Here is a 14,926-nt window from a genome sequence, read left to right as displayed (position 1 = left end):
CACCTACGCCCGGCAATGGCGGCGGAGACAACAATGCACTAACTAACAACCCGGACCACCCGGTGGGGGCTGCTCATGGCCGTCGAAGTGAGTGGTGGTGCGATAGTGTGAGTATCCACTGCAGCGGGTGGAGCAAGTGACCCGGCAATGTTCGGGACAGCGCTTTACGAAACAGGGAGCGGTGCCTCTCGCCAACTCGCATGCGATCGGTGGGAGAGGTTGTTTGACCCACACTCCCCCCCGCCGAATCACCTCGACGCGCGTTCATTTGATCGCATTTCGTCTGACGATGTTTTCCGTACATTTTCCGTACGGCCGTCGCGCTGCTGCGCTAAGTCATTGAAAAGATGGCGCACCCGACAGGATTCGAACCTGTGGCCTCTGCCTTCGGAGGGCAGCGCTCTATCCAGCTGAGCTACGGGTGCGTGGGCAGTCCGCCTAGCAAAGCAAATCGGCGAAGGCCAGCCCGTTTCGCCGGACTACGCATTTCCGATGTAGGAAAGCCTATGCCGCTTTTCCTGCGGGCGGCGGCGTCTTCGGTTTGAAGGCGCACAGATCCGCCACCGGGCAGCGCCAGCAATCGGGAGTCCGTGCCTTGCAGATATAGCGGCCGTGCAGGATCAGCCAGTGATGGGCGTGCAGCCGGAAGGGCTGCGGCACGGCCTTTTCCAGCTTCTGCTCCACCGCCAGCGGCGTCTTGCCCGGCGCCAGCCCGGTGCGGTTGCAGACGCGGAACAAATGGGTGTCGACGGCAAAGGTCTCGTGGCCGAACGCCACGTTCATCACCACATTGGCGGTCTTGCGGCCGACGCCGGGGAGCTGCTCCAGCGCGTCCCGATCGGCGGGCACCTCCCCGCCATGATCGCGAAGCAGGGCCTCGGAAAGGGCGATGACGTTCTTGGCCTTGGTGTTGAACAGGCCGATCGTCTTGATGTGTTCCTTCAGCCCCGCCTCGCCGAGGGCGATCATCTTTTCGGGCGTATCGACGGTGGCGAACAAGCGGCGGGTGGCCTTGTTGACGCCTGCGTCGGTCGCCTGGGCGGAAAGCACGACCGCCACGAGCAGCGTGAAGGTGTTGACCGATTCGAGTTCGGTTTCCGGATGCGGATTGTCCGCCGCCAGCCGAGCAAAGAACGCGACGACGTCTGCCTTCTTCACACGCCGAGAACCTGGTCCATCGTGTAGCGGCCGGGTTCGCGGCCCGCGAGCCACAGCGCCGCGCGGATCGCTCCCTTGGCGAAAATCGCGCGATCGTCGGCGCGGTGGGTCAATTCGATCCGTTCGCCTTCGGTTGCGAAGACGACGCTGTGATCACCGATCACCGATCCGCCGCGCAGGCTGGCCATGCCGATGGTTCCGGCGGCGCGCGGGCCGGTGAGGCCGGCGCGCCCGCTCACCCCCGCTTCGGCCAGCGTCGTGCCGGTCGCCTCGGCGGCGGCGGTGCCCAGCATCAGTGCCGTGCCTGACGGCGCATCCGCCTTGTTGCGATGATGCATCTCGACGATCTCGATATCCCAATCCTGGCCGAGCCGGCTCGCTGCCTCGCGCACCAGCGCGGCGAGCAGGCCGATGCCGAGCGAGGTGTTGCCGGTCTGCAGAACCGCGATTTCGGCGGTGGCGGCATCGATCATCCGGTGGTGGCGCTCGGCCAGGCCGGTGGTGCCGACGACAATCGGGGTTCGTGCCGCGCGTGCAGCGGCGAGATGCGCCTCAAGCGCTGCAGGTGCCGAGAAATCAACGATCACATCGGCCTTGCGGGCCAGCGCCGCGGGATCGCCGCCCACGTCCACGCCGCCCGCTGCCTGCGCGCCGAATTCGGGAAGGGCGGCGCTGATCGCCTGGCCCATCCGCCCCATGCTGCCGAAGATGCCGATGCTCGTCATGGCTCGCGCTGTTGCACGATCCCGGCGCCGAACGACAGAGGCTATTTTTGATCGGCCTGCGGCTTTTTCTTGTGCCTGCCGAGCGGGATCCGAAGGGTGACCATCGCGGCCGGCACCACGGCGATGCCGGCATCGTGCGGCACCGCCCCCGCCCGTGCCTCGCTCCCGTCTGGCAACCGCACCGCCGGTACGAAACCTCTGCGGCGGGGCAGATCGGGAAGGCGGCCCAGCCGGTCGCCGTTCGGATCGGCACGCCGGCACACGACGATCTCGTCGCCTCGATTCTCGCGGCAGCCCCGTTGTCGGGTGCGGCCGGTGCCGTCGTCATCGGCGACCGGGCCGCGCACTTGCAGTTGCGGCAGCAGGAGAAGCACCAGGGCGAGCGCGTGCATGATCGTCTCCAGCGATGAGGCGTTGATCCAAACGTCGGTTTGCGGCGAAGATAGGGCGGAGCGGGAGAGACCATGCCGAACATGCGCAATATCCTCGTCCTCACCGGAGCCGGCATTTCGGCGGAAAGCGGCGTCGCGACCTTCCGGGGACCCGGCGGCCTGTGGGAAGGGCATCGAGTGGAGGATGTCTGCACCCCCGAGGCGCTGGCGCGGGATCCGGCGCTCGTGCACCGCTTCTACGATCTGCGGCGGACGGCGCTGGCCGGCGTGATGCCCAACGCGGCGCACCGGGCGTTGGCGCGGCTGGATGCGGCATGGCCGGGCGGGTTGCTGATCGTCACCCAGAATGTGGACGATCTGCACGAGCGCGCGGGTGCCCGGCGGCTGCTCCACATGCATGGCGAGTTGCTGTCCGCGCTGTGTGCGGCGTGCGGCGTGCGCGAACCTTGGGGCGACGCACTGCCGCCGCAATCCGAATGTCCCAATTGCGGGATGCTGGCATTGCGCCCCGACATCGTGTTCTTCGGCGAGATGCCCTATCAGATGGAACGGATCGAAGCAGCGCTCGCGGAAGCGGACCTGTTCGTCTCGATCGGAACGTCGGGCGCGGTCTATCCGGCGGCCGGATTCGTACGGCTGGCGCGGCATCATGGCGCGGATACGCTGGAGATGAATTTGGAGCCATCCGAAGGCAGCCACTGGTTCGCGGAGACCCGGAGGGGCCCCGCCGGCAGGTTGGTGCCCGACTGGGTGGAAACGCTGCTGGCCGATGCGGGATAGCGCTTCTTTCCGCCACTCGGCAGACGGCCGCTTGATCCCGCGGGCGGCGCGTCCCATGTGGGCGCCATGCTGATCGAGACCGAACTGACGCCAAACCCCGCCACCATCAAGTTCCTGCCCGGACGGGTGGTGATGGAGGTAGGCACGCGCGACTTCGCCAGCCCCGAGGATGCGGAGGCGTCGCCGCTCGCGATCGCGCTGTTCGGGCTGGGCGACGTGACCGGCGTGTTCTTCGGGCGGGACTTCATTTCGGTGACGGCTGCACCCGGCGTCGACTGGGCCGGGCTCAAACCGGACGTGCTCGGCATCCTGCTCGATCATTTTTCGGCCAACATGCCGCTGTTCGTGCAAGGTGCCGCCGGCTTCAGCGTGCCGCCCGAAAGTGCCGATTTCGGTGACAATCCCGAGGATGCCGATATCGTCGCCCAGATCCGTGAATTGATCGATACACGCATCCGCCCGGCGGTGGCCAATGACGGCGGCGACATCATCTATCGCGGGTTCGATGCGGGGAAGGTTTATTTGCAGATGCAGGGTGCCTGCGCCGGTTGCCCTTCGTCCACCGCGACGCTGAAGAATGGTATCGAGCAATTGCTGAAATATTATGTTCCAGAAGTGACTGAGGTGCGCGCCGTCTGAGCGTTGTCGCCTTCGTCTTCCTCCCCAAGCTGAAAAGGACTGAATTCGATGGGCCAGCCGCTCAACGATGTCGCGCTCGACACAATCTTCCGCACCGCGCGCAGCTATAACGGCTATACCGATGCGCCGGTCACCGAGGCGGATATCGCGCGCATCTATGATCTACTCAAGATGGGGCCGACGTCCGTCAACCAGCAGTCGGCCCGGTTCGTCTGGATCCTCAGCCAGGAAGGCAAGGACAGGCTCGCGAGCTTCGCCAGCGGCAGCAATGCCGATAAGATCCGCAAGGCTCCGGCCAGCGTTATCATCGGCTACGACATGGACTTCCACGAACATCTGCCGGAACTGTTCCCGCATGCCCCCGAAGCCAGGAACTGGTTCCCCACCGACGAAGGCCGGCGCGAGCATGCGTTCCGCAATTCTTCGCTGCAGGGCGCCTATTTCATCATCGCCGCGCGTGCGCTGGGCTTCGATACCGGCCCGATGTCGGGCTTCGACAACGCCAAGGTCGACGAAGCCTTCTTCGCGGATCAGCCGCGCGTCAAATCCAACTTCATCTCGACGCTCGGCGTTGGCGATCCGTCGACGATCTACGATCGGTCGCCGCGGCCTGCCTTTGATCGCTTCAATCGCGTCATTTGACCTTTTGTCCAACTTCTGGCTAGCGCGGGGCAATGGCTGAAGCCCCGCGAACGCTTATCATCGAAACCGCCACGGCCGCCTGTTCGGTGGCATTGCTGGCGGGGGATATCCTGCTGGCCGAGCGGCACGAAGTGGTCGGACGCGGCCATGCCGAACGGCTGATCCCGATGATCGCCGAGTTGCCCGGCGGTGGCCGGGCCGATGCCATCCTTGTGGATGTCGGCCCGGGCAGCTTCACGGGCGTCCGCGTTGGCCTGGCGGCGGCGCGCGGTCTGGCGATCGGTTGGGGCGTGCCGGTGCGGGGCTATTCCTCGATGGCGCTGCTCGCAGCGGCGGCCTTCGCTGCGGAGCGCGATCTCGACCGCCTGGCCGTTGTGTTGGAAGGCGGTCATGGCGAAGTCTTCGTCCAACATTTCACGGGCGGACCATTGCTTGAAACCGGCCCGCTGGCGTCGCTGGTGCCGGAGGCGGCGCTGCAGGAACTGGATGGCCGGCCGGCGGTCGGCAGCGGTGTCCGCCGCTTGATCGCGCTGGCGGGGGAGCTGGATGTCCGCGATGCGCTGCCGCGCGCGGCCGATGCGGTGCTGCTTCCACCCGCCTGCACGGAACTGGCACCGCGCCCGCTCTATGGCAGGGCGCCCGATGCGAAAACGCTCGCGGAGCGCGGACTGGCATGAGCACGACTCTTCTTCCCATCGAACTGCGCGAAGGCGGCGCGCAGGATCTCGCGTCGGTCAATGTCATCATGCAGGCGGCCTTCGATCCCCAATATGGTGAGGCCTGGACCACCCCGCAGTGCATGGGGATGATGGCGCTTTCCGGGGTCTGGCTGACCATCGCAAGTATCGACGGCAAGGATTGCGGCTTCGCGATGGCGCGGGCGATGCTGGACGAAGCGGAATTGTTGTTGCTGGCTACCCATCCCGAAATGCGCGGGCGGGGCATCGGCGGTGCTTTGTTACGTGCAGTGATCGCAGAGGCGCTCGGACGTCGTGCCGTTAAATTGCATCTCGAAGTGCGCGCCGGCAATGATGCCATGCGGCTTTATCATCGCCAGGGCTTTTGTAAGATTGGTGAAAGGCGCGGCTATTATCGTGGAACTTCTGGGCAATCTTTCGATGCTCTCACATTGGCACGATCGCTAGGATAAAAATTTTTCTGGACTTGTGATGTCATCTCTTGCCATTCGTTCGACTTGGTACGATAGGGCTGTTCAGGCGGCACGCTTGATAGTCGCCAGTATAACGGGTCGAAAGGAATATCATGGACGCTTCATCTGACATTCACGAAACGCTTATTGCGCTGACCGCTGATATTGTTGCTGCGCACGTCAGCAATAACAGCGTCGCCGTTTCGGACGTTCCGCAGCTCATTCAGAACGTGCACACGGCGCTGACGGGCCTCGGCACCGTGCAGCCCGAGCCGGAAGTGAAGCAGGAGCCCGCGGTTTCGGTACGCGCTTCGGTGAAGCCGGATTACATCGTCTGCCTCGAAGACGGCAAGAAGCTGAAGATGCTGAAGCGTCACCTGATGACTCACTATCAGATGACCCCGGAACAGTATCGCGCCAAGTGGAATCTCCCGGCCGATTATCCGATGGTTGCGCCGAACTATGCGGAACAGCGCCGCAGCCTGGCGAAGAAGATCGGTCTCGGCACCAAGCGTCGCAAGACGCGCTGATCGGCTTCGATCCTCGGGATCAGCAATTGCGAACGCCGGCCTGGGGGATGCCCCCGGGCCGGCGTTTTCGCATGGGATCGATCAGCGTGATAGCAAGACATGCTCTTTTCCCTGCGGCGTAATCGGGCTACACGGGCGCAATGTCTCGCAAGATCGATCTCGAAGCGCTGTGCCACGAAAAGGGGTTGCGCATCACCGAACAGCGCAAGGTGATCGCGCGCGTTCTCTCCGACGCCGACGACCACCCCGATGTGGAAAAGGTCTATGAACGTGCCGCAGCGATCGATCCGGGCATCTCGATTGCCACGGTGTATCGCACCGTGCGGCTGTTCGAAGAGGCGGGCATTCTCGACCGACATGATTTTGGCGATGGCCGCGCCCGCTACGAGCCGGCGCCCGAGGCGCATCACGATCATCTGATCGACGTCGAAAGCGGCAAGGTGATCGAGTTCGTCGATCCCGAGCTCGAGTTGCTGCAGAAGCAGATCGCAGAACGGCTGGGCTTCCGCCTGGTCGATCACCGCATGGAACTGTACGGGGTTGCGCTCGACCGCAAGAACTGAGCGCGCCCGGCGCCGCCGCGAGGAAGCGACCCAGGGGCTGCCGACGCAGCTGACCGCCAGCGAGCGCGCGCGCGTCTGGTTCCGCGTCGCTCGGTTGGTGCTGGCGGTGCTGATCCATGTGCCGCTCCATTATCTGTTCCGGTTGGTGCGGCTGCCCTCGCCCTGGCCGCGCCTGTTCCTGGCCAGCGCAGCGCGGATCGCCGGCGCCAAGGTGCGGTGCGTCGGTACGCCGCTCAAGCGCGACGTGTTCTACGTATCCAACCATCTCAGCTGGATCGACATCCTGGCGCTGGGCGGGGCGAGCGGCACCGCCTTCGTCGCCAAGGCGGAGATCGGCGCCTCGCCGCTGGTCGGCTGGCTCGCCGGGCTCAACCGCACCGTCTATGTGAAGCGCGAGAACCGCATGGGCGTGGCCGAGCAGATTAACCAGCTGCGCGATGCGCTGGCCGAGACCTGGGCGGTCACCGTCTTCCCCGAAGGCACGACGACCGACGGCAAGTCGCTGCTGCCGTTCAAGACGCCGATGCTGCGCGTGCTGGAACCGCCGCCGCCCGGCGTGATGGTGCAGCCGGTGATGCTCGATTACGGCGCGGCGGGCGAGGACATCGCCTGGATCGGGCAGGAACGGGGCCTCAACAACGCCAAGCGCGTGCTGGCCCGCAGGCAGCGTTTCCGGCTGCGCGTCCATTTCCTCGAGCCCTTCGATCCGCGCGACTTCCCCGGCCGAAAGGCGATCGCTGCGGAGAGTCGGCGGCGGATCGAGGAGGCGATGGTGCGCGCGCTAGGACATCCACTGCGGCCCTTCCGGTTCGCGGAAGACCCGATCGGGTACAAGGCGCCGCGAGCGGGCGCGACGGCGCAAGCCTCATAAGTCGTCGTCCCGGCGAAAGCCGGGAGGACGGTGCGGGTGTGGTGCTCGCGTAAACATGCCCAAGGCCTGTTTCTCGCCTGCTTTTGCGCGTATAGGCGCGCCGATCATGACCACCCCAAAGACCTATCACGTCAAGTCGTACGGCTGCCAGATGAACGTCTATGACGGCGAGCGCATGGGCGAGCTGATGGCCGCCCAGGGCCTTGTCGCCGCCGAGGCGGATCAGGCCGATCTCGTCGTGCTCAACACCTGCCACATCCGCGAAAAGGCGACCGAGAAGGTCTATTCGGAGATCGGGCGGCTCAAGCTGCGCGAGGCCGGCAAGCCCATGATCGCGGTCGCCGGCTGCGTCGCGCAAGCCGAGGGCGAGGAGATCGCCCGTCGCGCCAAGGTGGACGTGGTGGTCGGCCCGCAGGCCTATCACAACCTGCCCGATCTGGTCGCCAAGGCGGCCGAGGGCCAGCTCGGCCTGGATACGGACATGCCGATCGCCAGCAAGTTCGGCAAGCTGCCCGCGCGGCGCAAGGTGGGGCCGAGCGCGTTCCTCACCGTGCAGGAAGGCTGCGACAAGTTCTGCACCTACTGCGTGGTACCCTATACGCGCGGCGCCGAGGTCAGCCGGCCTTATGCAGCGATCGTCGACGAGGCGAAGGCGCTGGTCGATGCCGGCGCCCGCGAGATCACGCTGCTCGGCCAGAACGTCAACGCCTGGGGCGACGCCGATGGCCGCGGCCTGCACGACCTGATCGTGGCGCTGGACCGGATCGAGGGGCTCGCCCGTATCCGCTACACCACCAGCCATCCCAACGACATGGCCGAGGGGTTGATCGAGGCGCATGCCTCGGTGGCCAAGCTGATGCCGTTCCTCCACCTGCCGGTGCAGGCGGGCAGCGACCGCATCCTCAAGGCGATGAACCGGAGCCACACCCGCGACTCCTACCTGCGGATCCTGGAGCGCGTCCGCGCCGCGCGGCCGGACATCGCGCTCTCGGGCGACTTCATCGTCGCCTTCCCCGGCGAGACCGAGGCCGAGTTCGAGGAGACGCTGCAGCTGGTCGACGCGGTCGGCTATGCCCAGTGTTTCAGCTTCAAATACTCGCCGCGTCCCGGCACGCCGGCGGCCGAGATGGTCGATCAGTATTTGCCAGCGGACGTGGCGGACGTGCGGCTGCAGCGGCTGCAGGCCGCGCTGGGCCGCCATTCGCAGGCATTCAACGACGCCAGCGTCGGTCGGCGCTGTTCGGTGCTGATCGAGCGGGTGGGGCGGCGCCCCGGCCAGATGATCGGCAAATCGCCCTGGCTGCAATCGGTCCATCTGGAAACGGACGCGAAGATCGGCGATCTGATCGAGGTCGAGCTGGTCAGCGCCGGCCCCAACTCGCTGGCTGGCAGGATCGTCGCGGCCGGCTGAAGCGCGGCGACGTTGCGAATGTCGCATGTGCGTCACACCGAGCTACTATCGCGGCTTTGGGCATCTAAGCCCTGTGCAGCCGCGATTTCCTCTGCCATCCTCGTTTTCGATCATGCCGCAAGGAACCTCCGCACCATGCCAAGGTTTGCCCCGCCGGGGCCGCGTGATCCGCGTGACTGCTCCCAGCATTGAAAGGACCGCATGAGCCGCAAGCCTGTCCCCGCCCAGTCCGGTGAACGCTCCCGGGTAGAGGTGAATTTCGACAAGCCCCAGCTCCTGCCGCAGCTCTTCGGGGAGTTCGACGCAAACCTGCTGATGCTGGAGGAGCGCCTTGGCGTGTATATCCACGCGCGCGGCCAGCGCGTCGTGATCGAAGGCACGGCGGAAGCGGTCGCCCACGCTCGGGAAGTGCTGCAGGAACTGCACAGCCGGGTGATCCGCGGCGAGGAAGTCGATGGCGGGCTGATCGATGCCGTGATCGCGATGTCGAGCGAACCGATGTTCACCGGCATCGTCCGTGCCGAGCCGGCCGGCAATGCGCCCAAGCCCTCGGTCATGATTCGAACCCGGAAGAAGACGATCGTGCCGCGTTCGGTGACGCAGACGCATTACATGCGCGAGCTTGCCTCGAACGACCTGATCTTCGCGCTCGGGCCGGCGGGCACGGGCAAGACCTATCTCGCCGTTGCCCAGGCGGTGGCGCAGCTGATCACCGGCAGCGTCCAGCGGCTGATCCTGTCGCGTCCGGCGGTGGAGGCGGGCGAGCGGCTCGGCTTCCTGCCCGGCGACATGAAGGAGAAGGTCGATCCCTATCTTCGCCCGATCTACGATGCATTGTACGACTGCCTGCCCGCCGAGCAGGTCGAACGGCGCATTGCCTCGGGCGAGATCGAGATCGCGCCGATCGCCTTCATGCGCGGCCGCACGCTGGCGGACGCGTTCGTGATCCTCGACGAGGCGCAGAACACCACGCCGATGCAGATGAAGATGTTCCTCACCCGCTTCGGCCAGAACAGCCGGATGGTGATCTGCGGCGATCCCAAACAGACCGATCTGCCCGGTGGCCCGAACGCCTCGGGGCTCAACGACGCGGTCAACCGGCTGGAAGGCGTGGAGGGCATCTCGATGGTGCGCTTCGGCGTGGGTGACGTGGTGCGGCACCCGATCGTCGGTCGCATCGTCGCGGCGTATGAGGGCGACGACGTTGCATAGTCGCTGGCGTTACGTGCGCTGCCTTCCGACCAAGGCTACCATGCACCTTTTCTTCAAGACGGACCTCGCCTGATGCTCGACGTTGCCGCCCTTCCCGAAACTCCCTGGCCGGAAGGCGATTGGGATGCGCTCGCGTTGCGCGCGGCCGAAGCGGCGATCGCCCAGACGCCCTATGCCGAATGGCGTGGCTTGCCCACGGTGATCGAAGTCGCGGTGCGCTTCACCAGCGACGACGAAGTCCACGCGCTCAACCGGCAATATCGCGACAAGGACAAGCCGACCAACGTGCTGTCCTTCCCGATGATCCAGCCCGATCTGCTCGATGCCGTCACCCAGAACAGCGACGATGGCGAAGTATTGCTGGGCGATATCGTGCTTGCGCACGGCGTCTGTTCGGTGGAAGCCGGTGAGCGCGGCATTTCCGTGGACGATCATGCCACGCATCTGATTGTCCATGGGATGCTGCATCTGCTAGGCTATGACCATATGGGGGATGCCGAAGCGGAAGCCATGGAAGCAATGGAACAGGCCGCGATGGCAGCCCTGAATCTGCACGATCCCTATCCCGTACGCGAGGACTGAACACCAACATGAAAGAGGGCCCCAGTACCGGCTCGCCCGACCATCAACACGAAAGCGGCGGCATCTGGCGCAGCTTGCGCGCGCTTCTGTTCGGCGAGGAACAGGAAGAAACGCTGCGCGAGCGCCTGGAAGAAGCCATCGACGAGCATGAAAGCGACGGCGCCCGTGCGCCGGCCGGCGATCTTGCGCCGATCGAACGGCAGATGCTCAAGAACCTGCTGCATTTCGGCGAGCGCGATGCGGGTGACGTCGGCGTACCCCGCGCAGACATCATCGCGGTGGAGGAGCAGACCAGCTTCGCCGACCTCGTCCAGCTCTTCGCCGAGGCGGGACACAGCCGCCTGCCGGTCTATCGCGAGGAACTCGATACGATCATCGGCATGGTCCATATCAAGGACGTGTTCGAGATCCTGGCCAAGGGCGAGGACCATCCCGCCAGCATCGCCGGTCTGATCCGCCAGCCGCTCTACGTGCCGCAATCGATGGGCGCGCTCGATCTGCTCGCGCAGATGCGGGTGAAGCGCACCCACCTCGCCGTGGTGCTCGACGAATATTCGGGTACCGAGGGGCTGATCACGATCGAGGACCTGATCGAGGAAATCGTCGGCGAGATCGAGGACGAGCATGACGAGGCCCCCGCCGCGTTGATCGTGCCGATCGATGGCGGCGGCTGGGAAGCCGATGCCAGGGCCGAGCTGGAGGACGTCGCCGAGATGGTCGATCCTCGGCTGGCCGAGGTGGAGGAAGATGTCGATACGATCGGCGGCCTCGCCTTCGTGCTGGCGGGCCATGTCCCCGAAGTCGGCGAATGCCTCGAACATGGCAGCGGCTGGACGCTGGAAGTGATCGACGCCGACGAGCGCAAGGTGAACCGCTTGCGCCTCCATCCCCCCGAAATCCTGGTGGAAGACGCGGCCTAACGGCCGCGTCGTCTATCCGGCCAATCCGATCAGGCTGATCTGTCGCCCGTAATCGGGCTCGCCGCGGTGCGTCGCGCGGCGAAAGCTGAAGAAGCGGGCCTCGTTCGCATAGGTGTCCATGCCCAGCGCTTCGATCGTCCGCAGTCCGGCCAGCGCCAGGCGGTGGACGACATAGGCCTCCAGGTCGAACTGGAAATGCTCTGGCTGGCCATCGGCGAAGAAGCGTTCGTTGGCCGGGTCCTGCTCGCAGAAGCGCTGGAAGAAGGCGGCATCGACCTCGTAGCTGGCGCGGGCGATGCACGGGCCGACCGCGGCGGCGATCCGATCGCGGCGCGCGCCAAGCGCTTCCATCGCCGCGATCGTCGAATCCGTCACGCCGCCGATCGCGCCTTTCCAGCCGGCATGGGCGGCGGCGACCACGCCCGCCTCGCGATCGGCGAACAGCACCGGCGCGCAATCGGCCGTCAGAATGCCGAGCACGAGCCCGGGCCGGCGGGTCGCCAGCGCATCGGCGCGGGGGCGATGACCGTCCTCGAACGGGGCGATCACCGAAACCGCGTCGGCCGAATGCACCTGATAGGCCGTCACCAACGGCGCGCCCGGCAATACCGCTCGCACCGCTCGGCAGCGATTCTCGGCAATCGCGGCAGGATCGTCGTTCGATCCGGTGCCGACGTTCAGCCCCGCGACCAGCCCGGTCGAAACCCCGCCGGCGCGGCCGAGAAAGCCGTGCGCCACGCCGTCAAGTGCGCGGGCGCGGATCGTTTCCACGCCGCTCACAGCGCCAGCCGCATCAGCCGATCCTCATCGGCATGGTTGCCCACCATGAAGGCATAGGGTCCCCGATCTTCAAAGCCGTAGCGCTGGTAGAAGCGCCTGGCGCGGTGATTGTCGATATAGACGGAAAGCCAGAGCTCCGCCGCGCCGCGCGCGCGCGCGGTGGCCAGGGCCCAGCCCATCAGCGTCTGGGCAGCGCCGCTGCCCTTGGCGCGATCGCGCAGATAGAGCTGGCGCAGCTCGATCGCCGGTCCCTCGGGCGTCACGGGCAGGCTGGTAGGGCCGAGCTTGCAATAGCCGGCCAGCCCTTCGCCATCCTCGATCACCCGGAACGCGAAATCGGGGCTGGCGAGTTCCCCAGTCCAGCCCGCCACGGTGAAGCCGGCAAAGAAACTGGCGAGATCCTCCGGCGCATAGAGGTGCGCAAAGGTCGCCGCGAAGCTTTCGCGGAACAGGGCGTCGATCGCAGCGGCATCGGCTGGCGTGGCCTCGCGATCGTTCATGCGAACCCGGCCGGCACCGGCCATCCCGGCGCGGTCAATGCCAGCACCTTGAACAGCGATCCCATCTGATCGTCCGCGACCAGCCGGTTGCGATCGGCGGCGATCGCGTCGCCACGCTCGGGCGCGCTGCGGGCGAGCGCCCGGGCGCGCGCGTCGATGCCAAGCGCTTTCAGGAAATCGCCCTGCGTCACCGGGCCATGGACGGTGAGCCCTTCGGCCGCCGCGGCTTCCTTGAGCGTGCCGAAATCGACATGCGCGGTCAGGTCCGCCTCACCGGGCGCGTCGAACGGATTGGCGAAGGCATGGCCGCGCACCGCCTGCAGCGTGTCGCCGATCGCCGGGCCTTCATAGCCATAGTCGAGGATCAGCGCCGCGCCGCCTTGCGCGCGCAGCCGCTGGGCGAGCGCGCGCAGCAGGGCCACGCAGGCCGGCGAGGTTTCCAGGATCGCACCAGGCGCGGCGTGACGCAGCGCGGGGGGGATCACCGCGTCGAAGCCGCGATCGCCGATCACCGGCAGGAACAGCGTGTCCTGGCAGGCGACCAGGCGTTCGCGCCAGCCCTGCGCAGTATGCACCAGCTGGCGGATCGGCAGTGCGTCGAAAAATTCGTTGGCCACCACCAGCAGCGGCGCATCGTCGGGCAGGCCGGCAAGGTCGAGATGCCATGCTGCGTGCGGCACGCGCTCCTTCTGGGCGGCGCGCAGCACCGGGCTGGTCTCCAGAAAGTCGACCGGCGGCGCGAACCCGGCCTTGCCCATCGCCCGCAGCGCGTCCGCCGCCAGCGTGCCGCGGCCGGGACCGAATTCGACATAGCGGGCAGGCTCCGGGCGGCCGGCGCGGTCCCACAGATCGGCCAGCCACAGGCCGATCAGTTCGCCGAACATCTGGCTGATCTCGGGCGCGGTGGTGAAGTCGCCGCGCGCGCCCAGCGGATCGCGGGTGCCGTAATAATGCGCGTTCGCCGCACCCATGAACTGGGAGAGCGGGATCGGCCCGGCAAGGGTGATCGCCCGCGCCAGCCGCTCGGGCAGCGCAGGCTCCGCGGCATTGTCGCGGCGGTCTTCGGGCTTGGCGTCGAGAGGATTGGTCATCGCCGGCAGGTCAGGCCACGCTCGGCCCGGTGATCGCTTCCACGCGCTTGCGGCGCCCCTTGGCGGTGACGATCAGCAGGATGCCGCCCGCGATCATCGGCAGGCACAGCCACTGGCCCATGTGCAGCCCCGTCCGGTCCACCAGCCAGATCAGCTGGCGATCGGGTTCGCGGAAGAATTCGACGAAGAAGCGGCACAGGCCATAGCCGAGCAGGAAGATGCCGGCGAGCTTGCCGGGCTGGTAGCGCGCATCGGTGCGCCAGAAGAAGAACCAAAGGATGACGAACAGCAGCAGGCCTTCCAGCCCCGCTTCGTACAGCTGGCTCGGGTGGCGGGCCGGCTCGATCAGGCCGGCGCGAACCGTGCCCGGAAACACGATCGCCCAGGGCACGTCGCCCGGCTTGCCCCACAGCTCGCCGTTCACGAAATTGGCGAGCCGGCCGAAGAACAGCCCGAACGGCGCGCAGCAGACGACATAGTCGTGGATGCGCAGCCAATCGAGCTTGTGCTGGCGGGCGAGCCACAGGATCGCCAGCGAGGTGCCGATCACGCCGCCATGGAAGCTCATGCCGCCTTCCCACAGCATCAGGATCTGCAGCGGGTGAGTCAGCATTTCCGGCGCGTAGAACAGCACATAGCCCAGCCGTCCGCCCAGGATGATGCCCAGCGTCGCATAGAATACCAGATCGTCGGCATGGCGTTTGGCCATCGGCGCGCCCGGTGCAGCCAGCAGCTTCATCAGATACAGCCAGCCCAGCAGGATGCCGCTGATATAGGCCAGCGAATACCATTTGATGTGAAAGAAGCCGAGGTTGATGGCCACCGGATCCAGATGGAGATCGGTGAAATGAAGATGGCCGCCGGCAGCGGCGAGCAGGGTGGGCAGCACGTTCGATCCCCGGCGTAAGAAACAGTGGTGCCTGCGATAGAGCCAAAACGCGCCGAACCCAAGGGGGCGATCAGGGTGATCGAAAGCCCAT

General features: G+C 66.2%; 19 protein-coding genes and 1 tRNA gene. 12 read left to right on the top strand and 8 right to left on the bottom strand.

Annotated elements, in window-relative coordinates:
- Nucleotides 1-348 precede the first annotated feature (348 nt).
- From DD559_RS01310 to DD559_RS01295, 4 genes are all read right to left on the bottom strand, one after another.
- A tRNA-Arg gene (locus DD559_RS01310) sits at nucleotides 349-425 on the bottom strand.
- Nucleotides 426-504: 79 nt separating this feature from the next.
- Nucleotides 505-1,158: an endonuclease III gene (nth, locus tag DD559_RS01305; RefSeq protein WP_116467604.1), complete on the bottom strand. Its 654-nt coding sequence runs from the start codon at nucleotides 1,156-1,158 to the stop codon at nucleotides 505-507.
- Nucleotides 1,155-1,883: a 4-hydroxy-tetrahydrodipicolinate reductase gene (dapB, locus tag DD559_RS01300; RefSeq protein ID WP_116467603.1), complete on the bottom strand. Its 729-nt coding sequence runs from the start codon at nucleotides 1,881-1,883 to the stop codon at nucleotides 1,155-1,157. Before dapB ends, nth begins: the two co-directional genes overlap by 4 nt.
- Nucleotides 1,884-1,924: 41 nt before the next feature.
- Nucleotides 1,925-2,275: a hypothetical protein gene (locus tag DD559_RS01295; RefSeq protein WP_116467602.1), complete on the bottom strand. Its 351-nt coding sequence runs from the start codon at nucleotides 2,273-2,275 to the stop codon at nucleotides 1,925-1,927.
- A 72-nt stretch (nucleotides 2,276-2,347) separates the two neighbouring features.
- Here DD559_RS01295 and DD559_RS01290 point away from each other — a divergent pair, with 72 nt between their 5' ends.
- The 12 genes from DD559_RS01290 to DD559_RS01235 all read left to right on the top strand — a co-directional run bounded on the left by DD559_RS01290 (nucleotide 2,348) and on the right by DD559_RS01235 (nucleotide 11,575).
- Nucleotides 2,348-3,055: an NAD-dependent deacylase gene (locus DD559_RS01290; RefSeq protein WP_116467601.1), complete on the top strand. Its 708-nt coding sequence runs from the start codon at nucleotides 2,348-2,350 to the stop codon at nucleotides 3,053-3,055.
- A gap of 66 nt (nucleotides 3,056-3,121) precedes the next feature.
- On the top strand, nucleotides 3,122-3,694 hold the full coding sequence (locus tag DD559_RS01285) for a NifU family protein (protein ID WP_116467600.1): 573 nt from the start codon (nucleotides 3,122-3,124) through the stop codon (nucleotides 3,692-3,694).
- A gap of 48 nt (nucleotides 3,695-3,742) precedes the next feature.
- On the top strand, nucleotides 3,743-4,336 hold the full coding sequence (locus DD559_RS01280; RefSeq protein WP_116467599.1) for a malonic semialdehyde reductase: 594 nt from the start codon (nucleotides 3,743-3,745) through the stop codon (nucleotides 4,334-4,336).
- A 32-nt stretch (nucleotides 4,337-4,368) separates the two neighbouring features.
- The gene (tsaB, locus tag DD559_RS01275) at nucleotides 4,369-5,013 is read left to right on the top strand and encodes a tRNA (adenosine(37)-N6)-threonylcarbamoyltransferase complex dimerization subunit type 1 TsaB (protein ID WP_116467598.1); all 645 of its coding nucleotides are present in this window, start codon (nucleotides 4,369-4,371) and stop codon (nucleotides 5,011-5,013) included.
- Nucleotides 5,010-5,486 carry a GNAT family N-acetyltransferase gene (locus DD559_RS01270; protein ID WP_116467597.1) on the top strand — a complete coding sequence of 159 codons (477 nt, stop codon included), beginning with the start codon at nucleotides 5,010-5,012 and terminating at the stop codon, nucleotides 5,484-5,486. Before tsaB ends, DD559_RS01270 begins: the two co-directional genes overlap by 4 nt.
- A 113-nt stretch (nucleotides 5,487-5,599) precedes the next feature.
- Nucleotides 5,600-6,016, top strand: coding sequence for a Ros/MucR family transcriptional regulator (locus tag DD559_RS01265; protein ID WP_116467596.1), 417 nt, complete (start codon nucleotides 5,600-5,602; stop codon nucleotides 6,014-6,016).
- Nucleotides 6,017-6,156: 140 nt separating this feature from the next.
- Nucleotides 6,157-6,579, top strand: a complete 423-nt coding sequence (locus DD559_RS01260) for a Fur family transcriptional regulator (protein WP_026008925.1) — start codon at nucleotides 6,157-6,159, stop codon at nucleotides 6,577-6,579.
- Nucleotides 6,557-7,450, top strand: a complete 894-nt coding sequence (locus DD559_RS01255) for a lysophospholipid acyltransferase family protein (RefSeq protein WP_438270347.1) — start codon at nucleotides 6,557-6,559, stop codon at nucleotides 7,448-7,450. Before DD559_RS01260 ends, DD559_RS01255 begins: the two co-directional genes overlap by 23 nt.
- Nucleotides 7,451-7,556: 106 nt before the next feature.
- Nucleotides 7,557-8,861 (top strand): tRNA (N6-isopentenyl adenosine(37)-C2)-methylthiotransferase MiaB, encoded by a 1,305-nt coding sequence (gene miaB, locus DD559_RS01250; RefSeq protein WP_116467595.1) that lies wholly within the window; start codon nucleotides 7,557-7,559, stop codon nucleotides 8,859-8,861.
- Between the two features lie 201 nt (nucleotides 8,862-9,062).
- Entirely contained in the window at nucleotides 9,063-10,073 is a 1,011-nt protein-coding gene (locus DD559_RS01245) for a PhoH family protein (protein ID WP_116467594.1), read from the top strand.
- Nucleotides 10,074-10,145: 72 nt separating this feature from the next.
- Nucleotides 10,146-10,655: an rRNA maturation RNase YbeY gene (gene ybeY / locus DD559_RS01240; RefSeq protein ID WP_116467593.1), complete on the top strand. Its 510-nt coding sequence runs from the start codon at nucleotides 10,146-10,148 to the stop codon at nucleotides 10,653-10,655.
- Between the two features lie 8 nt (nucleotides 10,656-10,663).
- A complete protein-coding gene (locus tag DD559_RS01235; protein ID WP_116467592.1) occupies nucleotides 10,664-11,575 on the top strand; it encodes a hemolysin family protein in 912 nt (303 codons plus the stop codon).
- A gap of 12 nt (nucleotides 11,576-11,587) precedes the next feature.
- On the opposite strand, the gene pgeF is transcribed toward DD559_RS01235, so the two are convergent.
- Genes pgeF through lgt form a run of 4 tightly spaced genes read right to left on the bottom strand, consistent with a single transcriptional unit; the run spans nucleotide 11,588 to nucleotide 14,835 of the window.
- Nucleotides 11,588-12,355: a peptidoglycan editing factor PgeF gene (pgeF, locus tag DD559_RS01230; protein ID WP_116467591.1), complete on the bottom strand. Its 768-nt coding sequence runs from the start codon at nucleotides 12,353-12,355 to the stop codon at nucleotides 11,588-11,590.
- Nucleotides 12,352-12,855, bottom strand: a complete 504-nt coding sequence (locus DD559_RS01225; protein WP_116470635.1) for a GNAT family N-acetyltransferase — start codon at nucleotides 12,853-12,855, stop codon at nucleotides 12,352-12,354. Before DD559_RS01225 ends, pgeF begins: the two co-directional genes overlap by 4 nt.
- Nucleotides 12,852-13,946 carry a class I SAM-dependent methyltransferase gene (locus DD559_RS01220; RefSeq protein ID WP_116467590.1) on the bottom strand — a complete coding sequence of 365 codons (1,095 nt, stop codon included), beginning with the start codon at nucleotides 13,944-13,946 and terminating at the stop codon, nucleotides 12,852-12,854. The genes DD559_RS01225 and DD559_RS01220 overlap by 4 nt, the downstream gene beginning before the upstream one ends.
- Nucleotides 13,947-13,956: 10 nt before the next feature.
- Entirely contained in the window at nucleotides 13,957-14,835 is an 879-nt protein-coding gene (gene lgt, locus DD559_RS01215) for a prolipoprotein diacylglyceryl transferase (RefSeq protein ID WP_116467589.1), read from the bottom strand.
- Between the last annotated feature and the right edge of the window lie 91 nt (nucleotides 14,836-14,926).

This window comes from Sphingomonas pokkalii, assembly GCF_003096275.1.
GTDB classification, from domain to species: Bacteria; Pseudomonadota; Alphaproteobacteria; order Sphingomonadales; family Sphingomonadaceae; genus Sphingomonas; species Sphingomonas pokkalii.
The sequence above is the reverse complement of the archived record's forward strand: the minus strand, read 5'-3'. Positions and strand labels throughout refer to the sequence as shown.

What these genes read in the sequence shown, in the direction of transcription:
- DD559_RS01290 (WP_116467601.1), top strand. Translation starts at nt 2,348, where the DNA reads ATGCCGAACATGCGCAATATCCTCGTCCTCACCGGAGCCGGCATTTCG.
- tsaB (WP_116467598.1), top strand. Translation starts at nt 4,369, where the DNA reads ATGGCTGAAGCCCCGCGAACGCTTATCATCGAAACCGCCACGGCCGCC.
- DD559_RS01235 (WP_116467592.1), top strand. Translation starts at nt 10,664, where the DNA reads ATGAAAGAGGGCCCCAGTACCGGCTCGCCCGACCATCAACACGAAAGC.
- DD559_RS01295 (WP_116467602.1), bottom strand. Translation starts at nt 2,275, where the DNA reads ATGCACGCGCTCGCCCTGGTGCTTCTCCTGCTGCCGCAACTGCAAGTG.
- DD559_RS01220 (WP_116467590.1), bottom strand. Translation starts at nt 13,946, where the DNA reads ATGACCAATCCTCTCGACGCCAAGCCCGAAGACCGCCGCGACAATGCC.
- miaB (WP_116467595.1), top strand. Translation starts at nt 7,557, where the DNA reads ATGACCACCCCAAAGACCTATCACGTCAAGTCGTACGGCTGCCAGATG.
- ybeY (WP_116467593.1), top strand. Translation starts at nt 10,146, where the DNA reads ATGCTCGACGTTGCCGCCCTTCCCGAAACTCCCTGGCCGGAAGGCGAT.
- DD559_RS01265 (WP_116467596.1), top strand. Translation starts at nt 5,600, where the DNA reads ATGGACGCTTCATCTGACATTCACGAAACGCTTATTGCGCTGACCGCT.
- DD559_RS01225 (WP_116470635.1), bottom strand. Translation starts at nt 12,855, where the DNA reads ATGAACGATCGCGAGGCCACGCCAGCCGATGCCGCTGCGATCGACGCC.
- DD559_RS01280 (WP_116467599.1), top strand. Translation starts at nt 3,743, where the DNA reads ATGGGCCAGCCGCTCAACGATGTCGCGCTCGACACAATCTTCCGCACC.
- DD559_RS01245 (WP_116467594.1), top strand. Translation starts at nt 9,063, where the DNA reads ATGAGCCGCAAGCCTGTCCCCGCCCAGTCCGGTGAACGCTCCCGGGTA.
- DD559_RS01260 (WP_026008925.1), top strand. Translation starts at nt 6,157, where the DNA reads ATGTCTCGCAAGATCGATCTCGAAGCGCTGTGCCACGAAAAGGGGTTG.
- DD559_RS01270 (WP_116467597.1), top strand. Translation starts at nt 5,010, where the DNA reads ATGAGCACGACTCTTCTTCCCATCGAACTGCGCGAAGGCGGCGCGCAG.
- dapB (WP_116467603.1), bottom strand. Translation starts at nt 1,883, where the DNA reads ATGACGAGCATCGGCATCTTCGGCAGCATGGGGCGGATGGGCCAGGCG.
- DD559_RS01285 (WP_116467600.1), top strand. Translation starts at nt 3,122, where the DNA reads ATGCTGATCGAGACCGAACTGACGCCAAACCCCGCCACCATCAAGTTC.